We start from the raw sequence: 22,389 nt of genomic DNA, 5'->3' as shown, positions 1-22,389 counted from the left end.
CGACTAGGTGAAGCTCTGCGCGAGCGAGCCGATCAGCAACTGCCAGCCGTCGACGAGCACGAACAGCATCAGCTTGAACGGCAGCGAGATCGTCGCGGGCGACACCATCATCATCCCCATCGACATCAGCACGCTCGCCACCACCATGTCGATGATCAGGAACGGAATGAAGATGGTAAAGCCGATCTGAAAGCCGGTCTTCAGTTCGCTGGTCACGAAGGCCGGCACCAGCAGCGGCAGCGGCACGTCTTCGGGGCCCTGCATCGGCGGCGCGTGCGAGATGCGGGCGAACAGCGCGAGATCGGTTTCGCGGGTCTGCCGCAGCATGAACGTCTTGAACGGCGCGAGGCCGCGCGTGACCGCCTGCTCCATCGGCATCGAGCCGTCGGAGAAGGGCTTGTAGCCGTCGTTATAGGCCTTGTCCAGCACCGGCGACATGATAAACAGCGTGAGGAACAAGGCCAGCCCCACCAGCACCTGGTTCGGCGGCGTGGTGGTGGTGCCGAGCGCCTGGCGCAGCAGCGACAGCACGATGATGATGCGCGTGAAGCTCGTCATCATCAGCACCATCGCCGGCAGGAACGACAGCATCGTGAGCAGCAGCATCGTCTGCACGCTCAGCGAATACGTCGTGCCGCCGTTCGGTCCGGGACTCGTGTTGAAGGCGGGCAGGCCGGCTGTCTGCGCAAACGACAACGACGGCAGCGCCATCAGCGTCGCAGTGAGCACGACCGGTAAAGCCGGCAGTGCCAGGCTTGCGAGGCGCCGCAGCGTGCCGGCGGATCTGGCGAGGAGACTGCGCCGGCGGGTGACGGCGACACGGCTCGAGGGCGCGTGCTCGCGGCGCGCTGGTGGATGACTGAACTGCATTTACTGATCCCTGCCGTCTGGCCGGTTGAAACGTTTGCCCACTTCGCCTTTTAGCGCTTCGCGAAAGCGCTGTCCGAAGGTGCCCGGCAGCGCGCTGCCTGAGCCGCCGTTGCCCGTCGCACTGTCGGGCGACAGCGCTGCTCCGGACAGCCCCACACCGGTTGCCGAACCGGCGGGCATGGTGTGCAGCAGACGGACATTGCCGGGTGCCGCGCCGAGCACGAGCCAGGTATCGCCGATCTCGACGACGGCGACGCGCTCCTTGCCGCCGAGCGACGCGCCGCCGATGGTCTTCACGAGACCGCCGCGGCTGCCCGGTTGCAGGCCGAAGCGGCGGGCGAGCCAGGCGCAGGCGAACACCAGGCCGATCACGACCAGCAGGCCGAAGATGGTTTGCAGCACCGCGCCGACACCCAGCGAAGGCACCGCGGAACCGGCGCCCACAGTGGAAGCGATCGGCGCGGGATGATTGACCGCATTCATGTCGGCTGCGGCGGCGCTTAGCGAAGGGAGGGCCAGCAGCGCGGTCAGCAGGACCCGCCCACTCACGCTCGCCATGCGCCCGGCAAGGCGTTTCATCGATTCAGCTTCCGGATCCGCTCGGACGGCGTGATGATGTCGGTGAGGCGGATACCGAACTTGTCGTTGACCACCACGACTTCACCCTGCGCGATCAGACAGCCGTTGACCAGCACGTCCATCGGCTCGCCGGCGAGGCCGTCGAGTTCCACCACCGAGCCTTGCGCGAGTTGCAGCAGGTTGCGGATGGCAATCTTGGTGCGGCCGAGCTCGACAGTCATCTGGACCGGAATGTCCAGGATCATGTCGATGTCGTTGCGCGTCGTGTTCGGTTCGACCTTCGAGAGCGGCTGGAACACACCGGCGGTCGTCGCGTTGACGGCGCTGTTGTCGTTCTGCTCGGCGAGGGCGCTGGCCCAGTCGTCGAGCGAAGCCTCGTCCGCGTCCGCGCCGGGCAGTTGCGGCTCTGCCGGCAGTTCCTTCTCCGGCGTTGCATTCAGCTCAGTCATATCCACCTTCCTTCATCGTGTCCGCTGCGCTGATCATTTTCTGAACTCGCAACGAATATTGACCATTGAAAATACCGTAGCCGCATTCCATCACCGGCACGCCATCCACCTTCGCGGTGATGTGTTCGGGGATGTTGATGGGCAGCACATCGCCTTTGCGCATGTTCAGAATCTGTTCGAACGTGATCGGGATCTGCGCGAGATCGGCGGTCAGTTCGACTTCCGCGGCCTGCACCTGCTGCGACAGCACGCGGACCCAACGGCGATCGACGTCGATCGCTTCGCCCTGGATCGGCGACGACAGGATGTCGCGGATCGGTTCGATCATCGAGTAGGGCATGCAGATATGCAGCGTGCCGCCGGTGGTGCCGAACTCGATTGAGAACTGCGTGACGATGACAATTTCGTTCGGCGTCGCGACGTTGGCGAACTGCGTGTGCATTTCCGAGCGCACGAACTCGAACTGCAGCGGGCGAACGCTCTTCCACGAGTTCGAGTAGTGCTCGAACACGAGGTTGAGCAGCTTGCTGATGATGCGCTGTTCGGTGGCCGTGAAATCGCGGCCTTCGACGCGGGTATGGAAACGCCCGTCGCCGCCGAACAGGTTGTCGACCACGAAGAACACCAGGTTCGGATCGAACACGAACAGGGAGGTGCCGCGCAACGGCTTCACGTGGACCAGGTTCAGGTTGGTCGGGATCGGAAGGTTGCGGGTGAACTCGCTGTACTTCTGCACCTTCACCGGGCCGACGGAAATTTCCGCGGTGCGCCGCATGAAGTTGAAGATGCCGACGCGCAACAGACGGGCGAAGCGGTCGTTGATGATTTCGAGGCCGGGCATCCGGCCGCGGACGATGCGTTCCTGCGTGGCGATGTTGTACGGCCGGACACCGGAGCGATCTGACTGCTCCGCTTCCGAGTCGGACTCGCCGGTTACGCCCTTGAGGAGTGCATCGACCTCCTCCTGGGACATGAACTCTTCGTGGCCCATTCCTATTCCTCGTGCGTCCCTTGGCGGTTGATGATGGCAGCAGCGTTACGCGGCGTCACTGCACGACGAATTCGGTGAACAGCACGTCTTCGACATTGACGGGCGCGGCGCCTTTATCGGTCGGCTGTTCGATCAGCGTCTTGAGTTCGGAGGCGAGCGCGCGCTTGCCGTCGAGGGGCGCGAGATCGTCCGGGTGTTTGTTCGACAGCGCGAGCAGGACGCGGCTGCGGATTTCCGGCATGTGGTCGGTGAGCTGTTGCTGGACCTTGGGGTCGTTGAGCTTGAGCGTGAGACCGATGCGCAGATAGTGTTGCTGGCCGTCGTCGGATTGGAGGTTGACGGTCATGGGTTCGAGCGGGAAGAACACCGGGATCGCGAGCGGCGCGGCGGCGGCCGCGGCGGACTGAGCCGGGGCGGGGGCGGGTTCGCGGCGGGACATGAAGAACCATGTGCCTGCGGCGGCTGCGCCTGCGGCGATCAGCGCGATCAGCACGATCAGCACGATCAGGATGATGCGCTTCATCGGGCCTGGAGCGGCCGGCTGAACGGTTGCTTGCTGGTTTGCGGTCGTCGATGCCATGGGTGCTTGGTTGCCTCAGTGCTGGTAGGGTGAATTGTTGTTCACTTGCGCGTGGCGCGATGGGTCGAAAAGAAGGGGGTTTGGGGGGTATCTCTAGTCTTTGATGTTTTTTCGTTTGTCTGGATGTTGGGGCTTTTTTTTTGCCTGCGGCGCTTTGGTTGTTGTTCTTGGGGTGTTGGCCTTTCCTTGTATTCTTAGTGGTCTATTAGCTTCGCCCCTGTGCGGGGCGGCACTTACTTTCTTTGCCGCCGCAAAGAAAGTAAGCAAAGAAAGCGGGCTGCAACCGCCAGCCCGTAGTGAGCCATCTCACATGCTTCGGGGAACGGCCCAACACGAGACCCGCGCTCGCATTTCCACCGCTCGTGACAATGCAGTCATCCGTTCCAGCGTTGCGCTACGCGCTCCGCCGGCGGGCATAACCGGGTCGTGGGCGTGGGCGTGTGGGTGCTGTCGGGGCGAACCTGACCGCCGCGCACTTGTGCGCGGGCGGGATGAATGACTGCTGTGTCACAGACGAGTGCGGAGCGAGAGAGGGTCTCGTGTTGGGCCGTTCCCCGTAGCAGTCCTAGATGGCTCACTAAACGCTAGCGGTGTGAGCCCGCTTTCTTTGCTTACTTTCTTTGCGGCGGCAAAGAAAGTAAGTGCTGCCCCGCACAGGGGCGACGCCAATAGACCACTAAGAATGCAAGGAAAGGCCAACACCAAAGGAACACCACCAAAGCGCCGGCAAGGCAAAAAAATCAGGCAAACGTATCCACCAACCCAACAGAGCGCCGAACAGCAACATTAGCAACAGAAGCATCGCCATCGGAATCCCCGCCGGAGGCAACCCCATCGCCAGAAGAAGAGCCTTTGCCAGACCCCCCAGACGACTGCCCCTGCTGCCCAGCCTGCTTGGCAAAGCCATCACTGACACTAGCACTCCCCAACCCAATCCCATTCTGCTCCATCGCTTCCCGCAGCTTCGGCAGCGCCGCCTCCACCGCCTCCCGCACCTGCGGATGCTGCGAAACAAACAGCGCATGCGCATGGTTATCCGCCACCTGCAACACCACCTGCAACGGCCCAAGATCCTTCGGATTCAGCGTCAACTCCGCACTCTGCTGATGCGCGTTCGACAGGAACACCACCTTCTGCCCCAACGCATCCTCCCAGTCCGACGTGCCCACCGTCGGCGCCAACGTGCTCGCCGCCGCCGCGGCCACCGCCGGATTGGCTCCCGCCGTCGCCGTCGTCGCACTCGATGCGCTCGCCGCCGCCTGGCTCGCCGCAAGCGCCGCGTTCGCCGCGTCCGCCGTGCTCTTCAAGCTCGACAAGCTGTCCTGCGTATTCGTCGTGGCCGTCGCCTCCAACGCGTCAGCCGCATTCTTCGCCACCGTGTCCGCATTGCTCGCGCTCGCGGCCGCCGTCTGCTCCATCTTGTCGCCCAGCTTGCCCTTCGCATCGCCCAGCATCGAACCGCTCGCCTGGCTCTTGCCGTTCGTCGACGCATGCAGCGACAGCCCCATGTCGCCGCTCGATCCCGTCGTGCCCGTCGCACTGGTTGCATTGCCGACATTCGCCGCCTGCGCCGGTACCGCGCCCTGCGCTCCGCTGAGCGCGGCAAGCGCCGCCTGCAACGCATCGCTGACCGACTTCGCGTCCCCCGATCCCACGTGCTTGCCGTGATGCGTACCGTCCGCCGTCGTCGCACTGCCCGCTGCGCCCGGCTGGTCGGTCGTGGTATCGGTCAGTGCATTGCTAGCATCGGTGGTCGTCTGGCCGTTCGCGCCGTTGGCGTTCGCCTGAGCCTGAAGCTGGGCCTGCGCCTGCAATTGCGCCACCACCGACGCCGTTGCCGCCGAGGTCGTCGTGTTGCCCGAACTGTTGCTGCCTTGCTGCGACGTCGAGCTATTGCCGTTCGCGGCGCTCTGTTGCGTGTTGCCCGAAGCCGAAGCCGAATTCGTGCTGCCGCCATTGCTGTTGGCGTTGCCGCTGCTGTTAGTGCTGCTCTGGCTGTTGCTGGCGCTGCTCGTGCTGCTCGAACTCTGGCTGTCCGACGGCGCGGGCGTCGGTGTCGGCGCCGGCGCGCTCGCAGCCGACGACGGCGCCGGAGAGGGGGCAGGCGCCGGTGTGGGCGTCGGGGCCGGCGCGCTCTGCACGCTGCTGCTCGCACTTTGCGACGCGTCGTTCTGCGAGTCGATGCTCTGCTGCAAGGTCTGCGAGAACGGCTGGCTATTCACGATGTCCACCGGCGAACTCGTCTGCGAGTTGTCCGACGAGCCGAACAGTGAACTGATATACGAAAGTGGCGACATGGCTGATCCTGTCTATCCGGTGGACCCGGTCAAATTCCGCTCGGCGCCGGTCAGGCGCTCATACGGTCATGGGTCGGGCAAGCGCGCGGGTTACACACCCTCGGCGCGCATCCTGAGAATTCGTGCGGCATGTTCGTCGGCGTCGCGCTGTTCGCGCCGCGCCATCTGCTGGGCTTCCGCTGCGTCGCCGCGAGCCTGCAGGACTTCATACGAGCCTAGCTTCTGTTTGTGACGCTGCCATTCCGGTTTCGCCGCTTCAACACGCGTGTAGGCTGCCTGCAACAGCTTGCGCTGCTGTTCGATGGCGGCGTCGAGCGTGTCGATGAAGGCCTGGAAGTTACGCATGTTGCCGGCCGGCATGCCCGACTGCGCGGTGGCGTTGAAGCGGGCGTGGTACTCGTCGCGGTAGCGCACCAGCGCGTCGAGCTGCGCCTGCACTTCGCTCGCCTCGCGCTGCGCGCGGCCAAGGCGTTGCGCGGCGGCGTCCACATCGTCCTGGGCGAGGCCGATAAGCGTCTTGATCGGAAAGTGTTTCGCCATCGTCAGCCTCCTTGGGCAAACAGGGCATCGAGTCTTTGCAGACTCGCTTCGAACTCCGCGCACTCGCGGAACCCTTGCTGCAAAAACGCCTCGATGCGCGGATACAGCGCAATCGCGCGGTCGAGTAACTGGTCGCGGCCGCTCGAATACGCGCCCACGTTGATCAGGTCGCGGTTGCGCTGGTAACGCGACAGCATCTGCTTGAAGAGACGTGTCTTCTCGAGGTGCGGCTCGTCGATCAGCGATGTCATCGCGCGGCTGATCGATGCTTCGATGTCGATCGCCGGATAGTGGCCGGCCTCCGCCAGCGAGCGCGACAGCACGATATGGCCGTCGAGAATCGCACGCGCCGAATCGGCAATTGGATCCTGCTGGTCGTCGCCTTCGGTCAATACAGTGTAGAACGCCGTAATCGAACCGCCGCCCGCCGGGCCGTTGCCGGTACGCTCGACGAGCGCCGGCAGCTTGGCGAATACCGATGGCGGATAACCCTTGGTGGCCGGCGGTTCGCCCACCGCCAGCGCGATCTCGCGCTGCGCCATCGCATAGCGGGTCAGCGAATCCATCAGCAGCAGCACATGCTTGCCCTGATCGCGGAAATATTCGGCGAGCGAGGTCGAGTAGGCGGCGGCCTGCATCCGCAGGAGCGGTGAGACATCCGCAGGCGCTGCGACCACGACCGAGCGCGCGAGGCCGTCCTCGCCGAGAATCTGTTCGATGAATTCCTTCACTTCGCGGCCGCGCTCGCCGATCAGGCCGATCACGATCACCTCGGCGCTGGTGTAGCGCGCCATCGTGCCGAGCAGCACCGATTTACCGACGCCCGAGCCCGCGAAGAGCCCCATGCGCTGGCCGCGGCCCACGGTGAGGAGCGCGTTGATCGCGCGCACGCCGACGTCGAGCACCTTATGAATCGGCTCGCGGTTCAGCGGATTGATGGTCGGGGCGGACAGCGGCGCATCCGCTTTGGCGCCGAGCGGTCCGAGCCCGTCGAGCGGCCGGCCCGACGCGTCGAGTACCCGGCCGAGCAACTCCCAGCCCACCGGCAGGCGCTTGGCGCCCGCCATCGGATCGGCGATCGGCGCGCTTTCCAGCGGATAGACGCGCGCACCGGGCAACAGGCCGATTACTTCGGTGGTCGGCATCAGGAACAGCTTGTCGCCGGCGAAGCCCACCACTTCGGCTTCCGCCATCGGCAGCGAGCTGCCCTGCGGCAGTTCGATCATCACTTCGGCGCCGACCGAGAGGCGCAGGCCGACCGCTTCGAGCACGAGGCCCGCGGCGCGCGTGAGGCGTCCGCAAGCGCGCATCGGCCGGGCGATCGCGTTACGGGCGCGCAGCCCATCCAGATGCGCGCGCCATGCGTTCATGTGCGGGTTGTTGGCGAGCGCCGGGTTCGGCGCCGGACGGGCCGCGGCGCTTGCGTCCGCTGCTGCCGGTGTGGCGTCGCGGCTTGCGGCCGCGAAGGCGCTGGTTGAATGACCGTGTCGCGGATCGTGCGGGGCGGCCGTGCGCGAAGCCGCTTTCGGACGCTGCGCGTCCTGCGGTTCGGTCGGCAGCGCCTGAGCGCCGAACGATGCCAGCGCCAGCTCCTGTTCGAGCGGCGTCAGATCGCTGGCGCGGATCTCCGCGATGGTCGGCTTTACCATGTGCTCGCCTTGCCGAGGGCGGCGGCAACCCGCTCCCAGCGTGTGTCGATGCCGGCATCCACTTCGCCGGTGCCGGCGTGGGCGCGGCAACCGCCGCGTTCGACCGCCGGGTCGGTGCGCACAGACCAGCCGCGCGCCTGCAGTTCTTCCATCAGATACGCTTCGACCACCGGCAGGTCGGCCGGGCTCACCACCAGGTGCGGCGCGCCGGTCAGCGCCGGTTCGGCCGCCAGCACTTCGCGGGCGGCGGCGATCAGCGCGGCCGGGTCGTGCTGCACGTGCTGGCGCACCACCTGCTGCGCGATGTCCAGCGCAAGCGCCACCAGCATTTCCGAAATTTCGTGTTGCGCGCCGTCGAGTGCAACCTTGAAGGTTTCCGCCAGCGCGGCGAGGCGCGCGGCTTCTTCGCGCGCTTCGTTCTGCCCCTGGGTGAAGCCTTGCGCGTGCCCTTGATCGTAGCCGGCCTGGTAGCCGAGCGCCTGGCCGGCCACATGACCGGAGGCGACGCCCTGGGCGTGCGCGGCATCGCGCAGGCGTTGCAGTTCGGCTTCGAATGCGCCGTCGTCGACCGCCTCCTGGGGCGGCGCCGGCGGCACCGGGTCGAACGAGGCCATCTCCCAGCGCTGGTAGGCCGAGAGGCTCCCCTTGCGCGTGGGATCCTGATCAGACATATGCATCTTCCGCCTTGCCGCCTATCGCGATCTGGCCGCTTTCTGCCAGGTTGCGCACGATCTGCAAAATGCGGCGTTGCTGCGTTTCCACTTCGGAGACGCGTACCGGGCCGCGCGCATCGAGGTCTTCGGCGAGCAGTTCGGCCGCACGCTGCGACATGTTCGAGAGGAACTTCTGCCGCAGCGCGGGCGGCGCGCCCTTCAGCGAAATGATCAGCGCTTCGGACTCGACTTCCTTCAGCAGCAACTGGATCGCGCGGTCTTCCAGGTCCAGCAGGTTCTCGAACACGAACATCTGATCGACGATCTTCTGCGCGAGTTCCGCGTCGTACTGGCGGACGTTTTCGAGCACGCCTTCTTCGTGGTTGCTCGACATGAAGTTGAGAATTTCCGCGGCCGTGCGGATGCCGCCCATCGGGCTGCGCTTGAGGTTGTCGCTGCCGGACAGGAGACCGGTCAGCACGTCGTCCAGTTCGCGCAGCGCGGCCGGCTGGATGCCGTCGAGCGTGGCGATACGCAGCAGCACGTCGTTGCGCAGCCGCTCGGTGAAGCAGGCGACGATTTCCGACGCCTGGTCGCGGTCCAGGTGAACGAGGATGGTCGCGATGATCTGCGGGTGCTCGTTCTTGATCAGCTCGGCCACCGCGGCGGAATCCATCCACTTCAGGCCTTCGATCCCGCTCGTATCGCTGCCCTGCAGGATCCGGTCGATGATCGCGCCGGCCTTGTCGTCGCCGAGCGCCTTGGTCAGCACCGAACGGATGTAGTCGCTCGAATCGAGCGACAGGGCCGTGTGCTGCTCGGCCTCGCGCACGAACTCGTGCAGCACCTCGTCGACCTGCTCACGCGTCACGTTCTTCAGCGCGGCCATCGCCACGCCGATCTTCTGGACCTCGCGCGGCCCGAGAAACTTGAATACCTGCGCCGCTTCTTCCTCGCCGATCGACATCAGCAGGAGTGCGCTTTTCACTACGCCTTCAGCGCTCATCGGACACCCAGCTCTTAACGACAGTTGCAACGATCTTCGGATCCTGGCGCGCGATGTTGCGTGCGTATTCCAGGTTCCGCTCGAATTTGTGTTTATCGCTTTCCAGCGCCATCAGCTCGGACTCGCCGTCGTCCTCGCGGGCCGCGCTGCCGCTGCGCTCGGCTGCCGGCAGGCCGTCGAGCAGGATCGGCTCGTCCGGCGAGGGCAGGGCGGCGGCAGCCGGGGCCGGCGGCGGGAAGGCGCGGCGCAGCGCCGGCTTGACCATCACGAAGTACAGGAACAGGGCGACCGCGCCGATGCCCAGGTACGTGGCGATCTGCTTGGCCAGCGCGATCATGTCCGGCGTGCGCCACCACGGCAGATTCGCGTTCGGGTCGACGTCGGCGGTAAAGGCGCTGTTGACCACGTTCACCGAGTCGCCGCGCTCGGCGCTATAGCCCATCGCATCCTTCACGAGCTGGGTGACCTGGGCGTTCATCTCCGGCGTCATCGGCTGCATGGTCGCGTGACCCTTCGCATCCACGACGCGCATGTAGTTCACCACCACCGCCACCGAGAGACGCTTGATGCCGCCCATCGATTGCTGGACGTGACGCACAGTCTTGTCGAGCTCGTAGTTGGTGGTGGCGTCCTTGCGGTCGCTCACCGGCGTGGTGGTCGCGCCGCTCGCGCCGTTCGGCGCGTTGACCGGCGCCGAGGCCGGTTGCGGCGGCTGGTTCGACAGCGCGCCCGGCACGCCCGAGGCGCCGCCTTGCGACAGCTCCGTGTCGGTGCTGGTCTGCTGGCTGCGAATGGCCGCCTGTTGCGGATTGCCGTTCGGGCCGTAGTTTTCCGAGGTCTGTTCGGACTGCGAGAAATCGATGTCGGCGCTCACCTGCGAGTGCGCATTGCCGCCGCCGAACAAGGGCGCGAGGATCGCGTCGATGCGCTGCTGCGTATTGTGTTCGACCTGCTGCACGTATTTGAGCTGGGTGGCGTCGAGTCCTGCGCCCGAGGGCGGCTGGGTCAGCAGGTTGCCGTCCTGGTCGACGATCGTCACGCCGTGTGCCGGCATGTCCGGTACCGCCGACGCCACCATATGGGTGATCGCGTTCACCTGGCCTTCGTCGAGCATGCGGCCCGGATACAGGTTCACCAGCACCGCGGCGGACGGCGTCTCATGGTCGCGCACGAACACCGAGGGCTTCGGGATCGCCAGATGCACGCGCGCTGTCTTGACGGCGTTGACCGATTCGATGGTGCGTTCGAGCTCACCTTCCAGTGCACGCTGGTAATTGACCTGCTCGGCGAACTGGCTGATGCCGAATTTCTCGTTGTCCATCAGTTCGAAGCCGACCGAGCCGCTCTTCGGCAGGCCCTGGGAGGCGAGGCGCAGGCGCATTTCGTGCACCTGCTCGGCCGGCACCAGAATCGCGCCGCCGCCGTCGGAGAACTTGTAGGGAATATTGGCTTGCTGCAGCGCGGTGATGATCGAGCCGCCATCCTGATCGGACAGGTTGCTGTACAGCACCTTGTAGTCAGGGGCGCGCGACCATAGCCACAGGCCGACCACCACGGCCACCAGCACGGCGACCGCGAAGATCAGCGGTGCGCGCGGGTTGCCGCGCATCTGCGTCAAACCTGATAGGCGCTGCGTAAAGTTGCCGCCGAGACCCCCACCGCCGAGGTCCGCGGCGCCGCCGGCCTGGCCGGCGCCGGCGGCGCCGCCAGGCGCTTGCGCGCCGGCGAGGCCCATACGGGCGTCGGGGTTGATCAACGAGTTGGCTGACGAATCCATGCGTCGGGTATCTCCGGGATGCCTGGGGTCCTGCCGCCTGCCGCCACACCGGGGTCGGCGGGCGCACGGACAGAGACTTTCACCATGGGAATTATGCGCAGCCACGGACAACCCGATTGCTCGAATAGAGCAGGGTTTCCCCCCTAGTTTCGGGCCTTTCGAAATAAGGCCGCTGATATTCTCTCGCTCAGATCGGCAGGGGTTGCTGCGGCAGCCATCGCTGCGGCAGCCGCCGCTGCGCCGCTCTACCTTCCTCTGGAGAGAACATGACAATGCCCGTGAACGCGCTTTCGTCGGCGCTGCAGCAAATGCAGGCGATGGCCGCGCAGGCCGCCGGCGGCACTGAACCGGCGGTGGATCAGGCTGGTGCGGCGAGCTCGAGCGGTTTTGCGTCGGCGCTCAAGGCGTCGCTCGACAAGATCAGCGACGACCAGAACACCGCGGCCGGCGAGGCGAAGGCGTTCGAAGTCGGCGCCTCCAACGTGTCGCTGAACGACGTGATGATCGACGGGCAGAAGGCCAACCTGGGCTTCCAGTTCGGCCTGCAGGTGCGCAACAAGCTGGTTTCGGCCTACAACGACATCATGCAGATGTCGGTCTGAAGCGATGGCCGGCACGGGTGCGCGGTGCGCGGGCGGGACCCGGCGCGCCGCCAGCCTGCAAGCCGCAATGCCGATTTTTACGCAAATTCGCCTTAAACCTCCTTACAGCGGCCTAAAGCTTTTCGGTTGCCCATCCGATAACCCAAGTAGAGGCAGGAGTCCGAGCGCGACGACGCGTCCGGTGAGACGTCTCATACTTTCCGAATCCGCAGTAAAGGAGGAGCGCCGATGTTTTCCCCAGGACACGCTGGAGCCAACGCATACGCACGTGTCGGCGTCGAGACAGGGGTGATGGGTGCGAATCCTCATCGTCTGGTCGTCATGCTCTATCAGGGCGCCCGCCAGGCCATCGCCCAGGCACGCATGCACCTGCAGCAAGGTGGCGTGGCGGCCGTGGCCGCACGCGGGGAGGCGATCAGCAAGGCGATCCGGATTATCGAAAGCGGGCTGCAGGCATCGCTCAACGTCGAAGCAGGCGGTGAGATTGGAGAACGTCTGAACGCGCTGTATAGCTATATGGCGCGTCGTCTGTTCGAAGCCAACGTAAAGCAGAGCGAGGCGATGCTGGTCGAGGTCGACCGCCTGCTGGCCACGCTCGAAGAAGCGTGGATCGGGATTGCCCCGGAGATCGCGCGGATGGCGGTACAGCCGTCCGCGGAAAGTATGAGATGACTTCGAACGCAGAATATTTTGCCCGCTACGAGGCGATCGCAGCGATTTCCGCACGCATGCTGATAGCAGCCCGTCGCGCCCTGTGGAACGATCTGGTGCCGTTACAGGAAGAGTACCGGCACCTCGTCGATGCGTTGAAAGACGCGGAAACCGGGGTGAAGCTCGACGAGCTGGAGCGCGCGCGCAAATTCGACCTGATCCGCCGGATTCTGGCGGACGACGCGGCGATCCGCGATCTCGCCAACCCGCGCATGGCGAACCTGTCGGCGCTGTTTGCCGGCCGGCCGGCCCGGGTGCTCAAGGAATTGTACGGAGCCCGCTGAGCTTTTTTGACTGCGATAAATTGACTGCGTTAGCCGCGCGCAGTTGAAGGTAGTAAATCCAAAGGAACCGGCATGAACGGAATCGACACGGCCATCGCTTCGCTGCTTGCGAGCCGGGTCGACAGTCTGCTCAATATCGCTCCCGGCGCACCGTCCACCGCGCAAGCGGGGGCGTCCGCGCTGAACGTCGACACCCCCGTTACCCCCGGCGCGCCCGAGGTGCCGACGCCACCGCCGGCTTCCGCGCAGACCGCCTTGTCGGCGGTGGCGCTGACGCTCAATGCGATTGCGCTCTCCGGTGGCGACGTCACGCCGGCCATTCTCGGCCAGTTGCCCATCTGGCCCGCCGCACCGGCGCTCGACGTCGAGATGGCTGAACTCCCTCTGTTCGATTCGGCAGGTGGCCAGGCTGCGGAGGCGGGCAATGCCGCCCTCGCAGGCAATCCGAACGCCGCGAACGCCGCGAATGCGACGGGCACCTCTGGCACAGCCAATCCCACCAGCGCGACAGGCACAAGCGCCACGGCGGCCACCAGCGTGGCCGCGTCGCCGGTGCCGGTAGCCGCCCTGGCCGCCGCGCTCGAGCAGACCGTGGCAGGCAGCGGCCTGTTCTACGAGGCGCATCTGGCGCAGTGGCTCGCCGGCCAGTTCTCGCCGGCCGATCTCGCCAACGAACCGCAAAACCGCGTCCTCGATCCCGCCGCGCAGTTGCCGCTCGACTGGGCGGCCGATGCCGATGCGGGCGCGCAGCCGGGCTCGGCGTCGGCCTCAGCCTCGGCGCAGCAGGGCCGCGCCGGCAACACGCAGACCGCGAGCGGCGCCGAAGGGAACAGCGCGGCCCGCCCGATGACGTCGATCCTCTCGCCCCAGGCCGCGCGCTTCGCCGCCGGGGAACTGCTGGCGAATTCCTTGTCCGATCTGTCCGCCCAGCCCGAACGCTCCGCTTTGCATGCGGCCGTCACCCAGACGAGCGATACGCCGAGCCAGGCGACCCAATCGGTTGCCGCGGCGATCAATGCCGCGACGGTTCCGCTGGTGCGCCAGCAACTCGACATGCTCGCCACGGGCCAGTTTCGCTGGACCGGCGAAGCGTGGCCCGGCGCGAAACTCGACTGGACCATTCAGCAGGAGGGCGACGAGTGGGAGCGCGGTGGTGGAGGGGCCGGCGCGGAGGAGGACTATCCGTGGCGTACGCGGCTCACGCTGTCGTTGCCGATGCTCGGCACCGTCGATACCGAACTGACGCTCACCGGCAACCGGCTGTCCGCGCGGGTGCTCGCCAGTCCACTCGGCGCGGCGCGGCTTGTGGAGCAAAGCGAAAGTTTCAAGCAGCGCCTCGCCGCCGCCGGGATTGAATTGAGCGGTCTGTCGATTCGCGAGGTGGGCGGGGCGGCGCCGGCGGGTTCGTCGAACGCGGCTGCTGCGGCCGCGGCTCAGGCCGCAGCCTCGGCCTATGCGCGTACGGCACCGGCCGACGACGCGCCGGCGGACACGCCGCGCCGCGGTTTCCGTACGGAGCGCGCCGAGCGCACGGAACGTCCCACGCGTCCGGAGCGTGCCGACCCGCCGACGCGTCCGTCACGCCCAGGCCGCCCGGACCGTGCCCAATGGCCGACCACGACGCCGGACACCGATTTCGACTGGGACATGTGATGAGCCGCACGCATCGCAAGAGCGCCGCCGCGCTCGTCTACGACGCCCAGAACAGCGACCTCGCGCCGCGCGTGATCGCAAAGGGCTACGGCCTGCTCGCGGAAATGATCATCCAGCGCGCCAAAGAGGCGGGCCTGTATGTGCACGAGGCGCCTGAGATGGTCTCGCTGCTGATGCAGGTGGACCTGGATGCGCGCATTCCTCCGCAGCTCTATCAGGCGGTGGCCGAGCTGCTGGCGTGGCTGCACCGGCTGGAAAGCGGCGCGGCGGACGAGCCGCCATCGAGCGCGCTCGAGCCGATCGAACCCATCGGGCGGTGAACGCCGGCCAGGCCTGGTATCGGGCGCGGCCGGCCTGAACGGGCCCGAGCCCGCGTCGCCGCCTGTTTCAATCCTAGAACCGCAGCATCAGTTTGAGCAGCGCGTTGACGCGCTTGCCATACGGCGGCGAGATCAGCCCCCGCGCGTTCCAGCGCGCCTGGGTGAGCACCGGCTTCATCTTCGAGAAGGTCGCGAAGCCTTCATAGCCGTGATACGCGCCCATCCCGCTGGCGCCGACGCCGCCGAACGGCAGGCTCTCGCAGGCCAGATGCATCAGCGTTTCGTTGACCGCCATGCCGCCCGCGATGGTCTCCTGCTCGACACGCCGGATGGTCGCCGCATCGTCGTCGTACAGATACAGGGCGAGCGGACGCGGCCGGGCGTTGATCCATGCGATGGCGTCGTCGAGCGTGTCGTACGGCACGATCGGCAGCAGCGGCCCGAAAATCTCCTCCTGCATGAGCGCGGTCTCGTCGGCCGCGTTGGTCACGGCGATCAGCGGAAAGCGCCGCGTCGCGGCATCGGCGCCGCCGTCGGCGAGCGGATGGAGTTGCGCGCCGGCCGCTTGCGCCTCGTCGACGAGGCGCTGCAGCCGCGCGAAATGACGCTCGGAAATGATCGACGTGTAGTCGCGATTGCGCGCGAAATCCGGATACATCGCCGTCATGCGCGCGCGGGCCCGTTCGATGAAGGCCTGCTCCTTGCCGCGCGGCACCAGCACGTAATCGGGCGCGATGCAGGTTTGCCCGGCGTTCAGCGTTTTGCCGGCGACGAGGTTGTCCACCGCGTTGTCGAAGCGCGCATGCGGGCCGACGATGGCGGGCGATTTGCCGCCCAGCTCGAGCGTGACGGGCGTCAGATGCTCGGCGGCCGCGCGCATCACTTCATGGCCCACCTTGGTCGAGCCGGTGAACAGCAGATGATCGAACGGCTGCGCGCTGAAGGCGGCGGCGAGCGCGGCGTCGCCGTTGACCACGGTGACGTGGTCGCGCGAGAAGGTCTGCGCGATCAGTTGTTCGAACAGCGCGGAGGTGCGCGGCGTCAGTTCCGACATCTTGATGATGGCGCGGTTGCCGGCCGTGAGGGCGCTCACCAGCGGACCGCCGGCGAGCAGGATCGGATAGTTCCACGGCACGATGATGCCGACCACGCCGAGCGGTTGCGGGATCACCTTGGCGCGCGCCGGCAACAGCCACTTGTTGGTGCTGCGCCGCTGGGATTTCATCCAGCGCTTGCCGTGCCTGAGCGCGCCGTCGATTTCCCCTTTCAGGACGAGGAATTCCGCGAGCAGGATTTCTTCCTTGGCGCGGTTGCCGAAGTCCGCGTTCATGGCGTCGGCGAGCGCGTCGCGGTTGTCGCGCAGCATCGCGCTCAAGGCCTTCAGATGCGCGGCGCGGGTCTCCCATGACGGATACGGCGCGCGCAGATACGCCTGGCGTTGTTCGCGCAGCAGCGCTTCGAGCGCGGCAATCTCCGGCAGATCGTTCTTCATGTCCACTCCCTTGATGGTTGTCGATGCGCGGTGGGCCGCGCTTATTGGCTTGCTGATGCGGATGGGCGATGCGATTGGGCGATGCGGTTGGCAAACCGGCGAGGTGCAGGCCAGTGCGGTGCATCAAGCCGGAAAGGCCCGCTCGACAATCGCCGCGTGATCGAACGTGGCCGGCAGCGTGCCGTACACGCGCCCGCTCTCGCCGCAGCCGTCGGCGAGGCGCGTCGCGATGAACGCATCGGCCACCGCCGCCGGCGCGTAGCGCACGAGCAGCGTCGCCTGAGCGGTCAGCACGATCTGCTGCGCGATCCGCCGCGCGGACGCTTCGCGGGTTTCCGGCGCCGCCTTGAGCGTTGCGGCGAGGCGCCCGAGCGCGGCCGTGAGCGCGGGATGCCCCTGCGCATCCGCACGCCACGCGGCGAACAGCGCCTGCGCGGCATCGGCTTCGCGTTCCATGGCGCGCAACACGTCGAGGCACATCACGTTGCCCGAGCCTTCCCAGATCGAATTGACCGGCGCCTCGCGATAAAAGCGCGCCATCGGCCCTTCTTCGACGTAGCCGTTGCCGCCCCATACCTCCATCGCTTCGCCGGTGAATTCGAGTGTCCGCTTGCATACCCAGTACTTCGCGGCCGGCGTGACGATGCGTCGCCAGGCGCGTTCTTCGGGTGCGCTCGCGGCATCTTCGAACGCCCGGGCAAGGCGCATGAACAACACGGTCGCCGCTTCGGATTCCAGCGCGAGGTCGGCCAGCACGTTGCGCATCAGCGGCTGCTCGGCCAGATGCCGGCCGAACGCGCTGCGATGGCGCGCATGGTGGATCGCCTGCACGAGCGCGGCACGCATCAAGGCGGCGCTGCCGATCACGCAATCGAGCCGCGTGTAGTTGGCCATTTCGATGATGGTCGGCACGCCCCGTCCTTCCTCGCCGATCAGGATGCCGAACGCGTCAAGGAATTCGACTTCGCTGCTCGCGTTCGAGCGATTGCCGAGCTTGTCTTTCAGACGCTGGATCTGCACGGCGTTCTTGCTGCCGTCCGGTGCGAAGCGCGGCACGAAGAAACAGGACAGGCCCTCGTGATCGCCGGTGCGGGCGAGCACCAGATGGGCGTCGCATTGCGGCGCGGAAAAGAACCACTTGTGGCCGACCAGCCAGTACTCGCCGCCGCGCCCGCCGCCGGCGCTTCCCGTGGCGTAAGCGCGGGTCTGATTGCTGCGCACGTCCGAGCCGCCCTGTTTCTCGGTCATGCCCATGCCGATCATCGCCGAGGTTTTTTGCGCGAGCGGCAGGTCGCGCGGATCGTGTTCGCGTGCGTAGAGCTTGTCGCGCAGCGTCTCGAATAGCGCGGGTTCGCGCTGCAGCACCGGAATGCTGGCGAAGGTCATGGTGAGCGGGCACAGCGAACCGGACTCGAGTTGCGCGTGCAGGAAGTAGCCGGCACAGCGCGCGGCCATCGCGCCGCGTTGCGGATCGGAGAACGGCAACGCGTGCAGTCCTTCGCGCCGCAGCAAGGACAGCAGACTGTGCCAGGCCGGATGAAATTCCAGTGCGTCGATGCGCTCGCCGCGCGGGCTGTACGTGAACAGTTCCGGGGTATGGCGGTTCGCCAGATCGGCGAGCGCGAGCGTCTCCGGCGTGGTCAGCGCCGCGCCGTGGCGCAGCAGCGCCTCGCGATGCCACGCGGCGCCGTCGCGCTCGAGGGCGGCGGCGAGGGCGGCATCGCTGGCAAACAGGTTGTAATTCGCCAGTGGCGGAACCTGATTGGTGACGTCGTGGGTTGTTCCGGGGCCATGCCGTTCCATCTGCTGTCTCCGTTCGCCGGATCTGCGCCGGGGCCGATCGGCGGCGCTGTTTAATCGGGCTCTGCCGTGCCGCGTGTCCGTTAGACAGCGCGTGCGATGCTGCGTTTGAATGTCGTGCCGGGAGGCGTTGCGTAGCCTCTACAAGGGGGAAGCCGCCCCCAGGTTCACCTTTCATCATAGGGGCGCGATGCGGGTTTCGTTTAGAGTGATCGCTCTGGCGCGGACCCGCCACGCGGTCACAACGCTCCCTACAATGCGCAGGAAACACACGTAGACAAGTGTGCACGAGACAGGGCGCGCGCCATGCGGCCCGAATCAGGAGGAGCGCATGCAATACGACTACATCATCGTAGGTGCGGGATCCGGCGGCTGTTCGCTGGCGGGCCGTCTCGCGGACGCCTGTCCCGACGCCACGATCGCGCTAATCGAGGCCGGGCCGCACACGGAGCGCAATCTGTTCGTCAACATGCCGGTCGGCGTGGCGGTGGTCGTGCCGAACAAACTCAAGACGAATTACGGCTACGAGACCACGCCGCAGCCGGAGCTGGCGGGCCGGCGCGGTTATCAGCCGCGCGGACGCGGCTTCGGCGGCTCCAGCGCGATCAATGCGATGGTCTACACGCGCGGCCATCCGCTCGATTACGACGAGTGGGCGCAACTCGGCTGCCAGGGCTGGGCCTGGTCGGACGTCCTGCCGTATTTTCGCCGTGCCGAAGGCAACGAACGCGGCGCGGATGCGTGGCACGGCGGCGACGGTCCACTGACCGTCAGCGATCTGCGCTTTCGCAATCCGTTCTCGCAGCGTTTTGTGCAGGCGGCGCTCGAAGCGGGCCACCGCGCCAACGCCGATTTCAACGGTGAGGACCAGGAAGGGGTCGGCTTCTATCAGGTCACACAGCGCGACGGACGGCGTTGCAGCGTCGCGAAGGCGTATATCTACGGCCACAACCGCCCCAATCTTCACACCCTGGCCGACGCCACGGTGCTGCGCGTGACCTTCGACGGCAAGCGCGCGAGCGGCGTCGAGATCGTGCGCGGCGGCCGTACCGAAACGCTCGAAGCGCGTGCCGAGGTGGTGCTCGCGGCGGGCGCATTCAATACGCCGCAGTTGCTGATGTGCTCGGGCATCGGACCGGCCGCGCACCTGCAATCGTTCGGCGTGCCGGTGATTCACGACGCGCCGCAGGTCGGCCAGAACCTGATCGACCATATCGATTTCACGATCAACAAGCGGGTGGCGTCGATCGAGCCGACCGGTTTTTCGCTGCGCGGCATTGCGCGGATGGCGCCGCAATTCGCCACCTTCATGCGCCACGGCACCGGCATGCTGTCGAGCAACGTCGCGGAGGCGGGCGGCTTCCTGAAAAGCCGGCCCACGCTCGACCGGCCGGATCTGCAATTGCACTTCTGCGCGGCCCTCGTCGACGATCACAACCGCCACATGCATTGGGGGCACGGCTATTCGCTGCATGTCTGCGTGCTGCGGCCGCATAGCCGCGGCACGGTGACGCTCGCCAGCGCGGACATGCGGCAAGCGCCGGTGATCGATCCACGCTTCCTGAGCGATTCGCGCGATCTGGACCTGCTGCTGGAGGGCGCGCATATCGCCCGGCGGATTCTCGATGCGCCTTCGCTGGCAGTGTGCGGCGGCAAGGAGTTGTACACGCATGCGGGCCAGAGCCGCGAGGCGTTGCGCGAGACCATTGCGCAGCATGCCGACACGATCTATCACCCGGTCGCGACCTGCCGGATGGGCAGCGATCCTGCCTCGGTGGTCGATCCGCAGTTGCGGGTGCGCGGCGTGACGGGGCTGCGGATCGTCGATGCCTCCGTGATGCCGACGCTGATCGGCGGCAACACGAATGCGCCGACCGTGATGATCGGCGAGCGGGCTGCGGAGTTCATCGCCGCGACGCGCCGCGCGGGAGCGTCGGCGCAGGTGGGGGCGGCGGTGGGGGCGCATGCGTGACCGCTCGATGGCGTGGTGACGTGCTGGCGCATGTCACTGCCATTACGCGCAACGGCGAGTTTGATATACGACAGGATGAATGGAATAAAGCACGGGCTATTTGACTCATGGCGGCCCGTGTCCAGTCTTTTAATCTGCTTTATCAGACTATCCGAATGACGCGGCCTGAATAATAGAAAATTAATCTGACAGATTAATCTGTCGCGTTTGTCTGAATTCTCTCCTCATTCCTAGGTAAGTCTCCCGATAGGCCGGAGCGAAATGCCCGAACTCCGGCGGTCCTCCATGGGTATTTGAGAGCTATTCCTGATTTATGTAATTAATCTTCCCGATCCATTTTTGAGATTTTCACGCCCCTATACTCTCGCGGCGAAAAAGAGCGTGTCAGGTGGCGCGTTCACTCACTCAAGGAACGAGTCGATGAGTATTAATGTCATTCAACTGATTCAGTTCGCGCTGTCGGACAGCGTGGTGCGGCAACTCTCCGCGCGCTTCGGCCTGCCGGGGCAGTCAACCGAGAAAGTCATCAGCGCAGCCGCGCCGGCACTGGTCGCCGCACTGATGCAAAAGGGCGCCACGCTGGAAGGCACGCGCGCGCTGTTCAGCACGATCATGGCGCCGGAAGTCAACGCGCATATCGGCGAACAACTGCCGCAACTGCTTGCCACCACGGCGGGTTTGAGCCAGCTCGAAGGGATGGGCCGGCAACTGCTGGAACGTGTGACGGATCGCCGGATCGACGGCCTGAGCGACACGGTCGCCGCGCAAACCGGCGTGCCGGCACAGTCAACGCACGCACTGACGGGCATTGTCGGCGCGACCCTGTTTGGCGTCCTGAAGCGCCATTTCCTCGACGCCCAAGGCGGCGCCGGACAATTGCCGACGATGCTCGGCCATCAGTTGCCGTCGATCGCGCCGTACCTGAACGACGGCCTGCTGTCGGCGCTGGGTCTGGGCGGCGTCGCGGCATTCATGGGCAACATCCTGTCGCAACTGAAAGCGGTCTCCGCGCATATCGAACATCCGGCTGCACCGGCCACGCCGGCTGCGCAGCCGGCGCCGTCCGTCCAGCCGGCGCCGCGCGTGCCGGTCGACGCCGTGTTGCGTGAAGAACGGCGCTCCCATCGCTGGTTATGGTGGCTGCTGGCCGCGATTGCCGCGGTGCTGGCGTTCCTGTTCCTGCGCGGCTGCAATCATGAGCAGACGGCGGACGTCGCGGCTCCGGCGCAGCAAGAGGCGTCCGCGCCCGCAGCGGTAGCCGCTTCCGCACCGGCCGTCGCGGCTAGCGAGGTTGCGGCATCGGCGGTCGCCGCGAGCGCCGTTGAGGCGCAACAGCCGGCCGCCGCTCCGGCGCCTACCAAAGACAGCCAGTTGACCTTCAAGGTCGATCCGGCCGGCAAGCCGACGCTCAACGCCACCGTCGGCAGCGAAGCCGAAAAGGCCGCCTTGCTCGATGCGCTGACGAAGAAGTTCGGCGCCGATCGCTTCGTCGCGAACGTCACCGTCGATCCGGACACCAGGCCGGCCGACTGGCTCTCGCATATCGACGCCTTGCTGCCGCTGCTGGCCCTGCCGGGCGCGGAAGTGAAGGTGGACGGCTCGCGCATCGAACTGAGCGGCGCGGCGGCGAACGCCAAGCTTGGCTGGCTCGACCGCCTGAAGGCGCTGTTCGGCGCGTCGTACCAGATCGGCTCGTTCAACGTGGACCAGGCTGTGGCCGACGCGACGCAGACGTTCCGCAGCGCCGTCAAGGGTCTGCTTGCCCCGGATAGCTCGTGCGCCGTGGCCGATGTCGTCAAGGTGCTGAATCTGCAGGTCGTCAACTTCGCGAGCGCAAGCGCCCACGTGCCGGCCTCGGCTGTCGACGATCTGCGCCAGTCGGGTCAGGTGCTGATGGCCTGCTCGCATAACGGCAAGGCGGCGAAGCTCGAGGTGGCGGGGTATTCGGATAACGTCGGCGGGGCGCAAGCGAATCTGCAACTGTCGAAGAAGCGCGCCGAGTCGGTTCGGGCGTTCCTCATCAGGACCGGCGTGCCGGCTGACTCGTTGACCGCGCAAGGCTATGGCGATGCGCGTCCGGTGGCGAGCAACGACACGGCGAGCGGCCGCTTTGCGAACCGCCGCATCGAGTTCGTCGAGGCTCAGCAGTAAGCGTAAGCCGCGC

General features: G+C 66.2%; 20 protein-coding genes. 7 read left to right on the top strand and 13 right to left on the bottom strand.

Translation table 11 applies throughout. The features are described from left to right. Positions 1–3: 3 nt before the first annotated feature. The 11 genes from fliP to fliF form a co-directional block, all read right to left on the bottom strand. Positions 4–870, bottom strand: coding sequence for a flagellar type III secretion system pore protein FliP (fliP, locus tag P3T42_RS25590; protein ID WP_074301325.1), 867 nt, complete (start codon positions 868–870; stop codon positions 4–6). Next, positions 871–1,449, bottom strand: a complete 579-nt coding sequence (gene fliO, locus P3T42_RS25585; RefSeq protein WP_074301326.1) for a flagellar biosynthetic protein FliO — start codon at positions 1,447–1,449, stop codon at positions 871–873. Then, positions 1,446–1,898, bottom strand: a complete 453-nt coding sequence (gene fliN, locus P3T42_RS25580; RefSeq protein ID WP_074301327.1) for a flagellar motor switch protein FliN — start codon at positions 1,896–1,898, stop codon at positions 1,446–1,448. The genes fliO and fliN overlap by 4 nt, the downstream gene beginning before the upstream one ends. Beyond that, on the bottom strand, positions 1,891–2,889 hold the full coding sequence (gene fliM / locus P3T42_RS25575) for a flagellar motor switch protein FliM (RefSeq protein ID WP_074301328.1): 999 nt from the start codon (positions 2,887–2,889) through the stop codon (positions 1,891–1,893). The genes fliN and fliM overlap by 8 nt, the downstream gene beginning before the upstream one ends. A 55-nt stretch (positions 2,890–2,944) precedes the next feature. Further along, positions 2,945–3,469, bottom strand: coding sequence for a flagellar basal body-associated protein FliL (gene fliL, locus P3T42_RS25570; RefSeq protein ID WP_429307573.1), 525 nt, complete (start codon positions 3,467–3,469; stop codon positions 2,945–2,947). 740 nt (positions 3,470–4,209) lie between these two features. Continuing rightward, positions 4,210–5,766 (bottom strand): flagellar hook-length control protein FliK, encoded by a 1,557-nt coding sequence (locus tag P3T42_RS25565; protein ID WP_429307572.1) that lies wholly within the window; start codon positions 5,764–5,766, stop codon positions 4,210–4,212. A 90-nt stretch (positions 5,767–5,856) separates the two neighbouring features. Further along, the gene (fliJ, locus tag P3T42_RS25560; RefSeq protein WP_074301332.1) at positions 5,857–6,306 is read right to left on the bottom strand and encodes a flagellar export protein FliJ; all 450 of its coding nucleotides are present in this window, start codon (positions 6,304–6,306) and stop codon (positions 5,857–5,859) included. A 2-nt stretch (positions 6,307–6,308) separates the two neighbouring features. Next, complete coding sequence (gene fliI, locus P3T42_RS25555) at positions 6,309–7,955, bottom strand: flagellar protein export ATPase FliI (RefSeq protein ID WP_074301333.1); 1,647 nt, start codon at positions 7,953–7,955, stop codon at positions 6,309–6,311. Further along, a complete protein-coding gene (gene fliH, locus P3T42_RS25550) occupies positions 7,949–8,632 on the bottom strand; it encodes a flagellar assembly protein FliH (RefSeq protein WP_083640698.1) in 684 nt (227 codons plus the stop codon). The genes fliI and fliH overlap by 7 nt, the downstream gene beginning before the upstream one ends. Next, positions 8,619–9,614 carry a flagellar motor switch protein FliG gene (fliG, locus tag P3T42_RS25545; RefSeq protein WP_074301335.1) on the bottom strand — a complete coding sequence of 332 codons (996 nt, stop codon included), beginning with the start codon at positions 9,612–9,614 and terminating at the stop codon, positions 8,619–8,621. Before fliG ends, fliH begins: the two co-directional genes overlap by 14 nt. Further along, a complete protein-coding gene (gene fliF, locus P3T42_RS25540; RefSeq protein ID WP_429307571.1) occupies positions 9,604–11,391 on the bottom strand; it encodes a flagellar basal-body MS-ring/collar protein FliF in 1,788 nt (595 codons plus the stop codon). The genes fliG and fliF overlap by 11 nt, the downstream gene beginning before the upstream one ends. A gap of 266 nt (positions 11,392–11,657) precedes the next feature. Between fliF and fliE the strand changes: the two genes are divergently transcribed. The 5 genes from fliE to P3T42_RS25515 all read left to right on the top strand — a co-directional run bounded on the left by fliE (position 11,658) and on the right by P3T42_RS25515 (position 14,961). Next, positions 11,658–11,993 (top strand): flagellar hook-basal body complex protein FliE, encoded by a 336-nt coding sequence (gene fliE, locus P3T42_RS25535; RefSeq protein ID WP_074301337.1) that lies wholly within the window; start codon positions 11,658–11,660, stop codon positions 11,991–11,993. 228 nt (positions 11,994–12,221) lie between these two features. Further along, positions 12,222–12,665, top strand: a complete 444-nt coding sequence (gene fliS / locus P3T42_RS25530; RefSeq protein ID WP_074301338.1) for a flagellar export chaperone FliS — start codon at positions 12,222–12,224, stop codon at positions 12,663–12,665. Beyond that, positions 12,662–12,988, top strand: coding sequence for a flagellar protein FliT (locus P3T42_RS25525; protein ID WP_074301339.1), 327 nt, complete (start codon positions 12,662–12,664; stop codon positions 12,986–12,988). The genes fliS and P3T42_RS25525 overlap by 4 nt, the downstream gene beginning before the upstream one ends. A 72-nt stretch (positions 12,989–13,060) precedes the next feature. Then, complete coding sequence (locus tag P3T42_RS25520; RefSeq protein WP_429307570.1) at positions 13,061–14,641, top strand: flagellar hook-length control protein FliK; 1,581 nt, start codon at positions 13,061–13,063, stop codon at positions 14,639–14,641. After that, positions 14,641–14,961 (top strand): EscU/YscU/HrcU family type III secretion system export apparatus switch protein, encoded by a 321-nt coding sequence (locus P3T42_RS25515; RefSeq protein ID WP_074301341.1) that lies wholly within the window; start codon positions 14,641–14,643, stop codon positions 14,959–14,961. The genes P3T42_RS25520 and P3T42_RS25515 overlap by 1 nt, the downstream gene beginning before the upstream one ends. Positions 14,962–15,034: 73 nt before the next feature. Here the strand turns inward: P3T42_RS25515 and P3T42_RS25510 are convergent, their stop codons facing one another. Together P3T42_RS25510 and P3T42_RS25505 are read right to left on the bottom strand one after the other, a co-directional pair. After that, a complete protein-coding gene (locus P3T42_RS25510) occupies positions 15,035–16,453 on the bottom strand; it encodes a coniferyl aldehyde dehydrogenase (protein ID WP_429307569.1) in 1,419 nt (472 codons plus the stop codon). 123 nt (positions 16,454–16,576) lie between these two features. Next, positions 16,577–18,256 carry an isovaleryl-CoA dehydrogenase gene (locus P3T42_RS25505; protein ID WP_429307568.1) on the bottom strand — a complete coding sequence of 560 codons (1,680 nt, stop codon included), beginning with the start codon at positions 18,254–18,256 and terminating at the stop codon, positions 16,577–16,579. 328 nt (positions 18,257–18,584) lie between these two features. On the opposite strand from P3T42_RS25505, the gene P3T42_RS25500 reads away from it, so the two are divergent. Beyond that, positions 18,585–20,225 (top strand): GMC family oxidoreductase, encoded by a 1,641-nt coding sequence (locus P3T42_RS25500; protein ID WP_429307567.1) that lies wholly within the window; start codon positions 18,585–18,587, stop codon positions 20,223–20,225. Positions 20,226–20,645: 420 nt separating this feature from the next. Beyond that, positions 20,646–22,376 (top strand): OmpA family protein, encoded by a 1,731-nt coding sequence (locus P3T42_RS25495; protein WP_429307566.1) that lies wholly within the window; start codon positions 20,646–20,648, stop codon positions 22,374–22,376. The last annotated feature ends 13 nt before the right edge of the window (positions 22,377–22,389 follow it).

Origin of the sequence: Paraburkholderia sp. GAS38 (assembly GCF_050434965.1) — a bacterium.
Lineage (GTDB): Bacteria > Pseudomonadota > Gammaproteobacteria > Burkholderiales > Burkholderiaceae > Paraburkholderia > Paraburkholderia phenazinium_A.
This window is presented reverse-complemented; position numbering and strand designations above follow the sequence as displayed.